Annotated in this window: 1 protein-coding gene and 1 pseudogene; both read right to left on the bottom strand. The window is 42.7% G+C overall.

The features are described 5' to 3' along the window. Nucleotides 1-132: pseudogene (gene ssbA, locus ACWHAR_RS31995) on the bottom strand (single-stranded DNA-binding protein SsbA); the annotation flags it as partial. A gap of 40 nt (nucleotides 133-172) precedes the next feature. Next, nucleotides 173-460 carry a 30S ribosomal protein S6 gene (rpsF, locus tag ACWHAR_RS31990; protein ID WP_003244064.1) on the bottom strand — a complete coding sequence of 96 codons (288 nt, stop codon included), beginning with the start codon at nucleotides 458-460 and terminating at the stop codon, nucleotides 173-175. Between the last annotated feature and the right edge of the window lie 58 nt (nucleotides 461-518).

Genomic DNA, 518 nt, shown 5'->3' with positions numbered 1-518 from the left:
ACGTTCTCCGGACTGGTTCGTAAATGTACGATTCACAGCAAGAGTAAACGTAGCAACAGCCGCACCGTTTGGCGTATAACGAAGCTCTGGGTCTTTTGTCAGTCTTCCGACTAATACAACTCGGTTAAGCATAAGAAAGACCACCTTTTACCATTATATATTTCAAAATTGCTTATTCTTCTTCTTTAACAACAATGTGGCGAATGATATCGTCACTGATCTTAGCTAGACGGTCAAATTCTTGAACTGCCGCAGCGTCAGATTGAACGTTTACGATTTGGTAGAAACCGTCGCGGAAATCGTTGATTTCGTAAGCAAGACGACGTTTACCCCAATCCTTTGTTCCAGTGATCTCCGCACCGTTAGAAGTCAGAACGTTGTTGAAACGCTCGATAACTGCTTTTTTAGACTCTTCGTCAATGTTTGGGCGGATAATGTACATAACTTCGTACTTTCTCATCTGTTTGCACCTCCTTTTGGACTAAGCGGCCCATAATGGGCAAGGAGCAATAATTCTA

The sequence above is a fragment of the Bacillus sp. LR--39 genome (assembly GCF_053613335.1).
The sequence above is the reverse complement of the archived record's forward strand: the minus strand, read 5'-3'. Positions and strand labels throughout refer to the sequence as shown.

What these genes read in the sequence shown, in the direction of transcription:
- rpsF (WP_003244064.1), bottom strand. Translation starts at nt 460, where the DNA reads ATGAGAAAGTACGAAGTTATGTACATTATCCGCCCAAACATTGACGAA.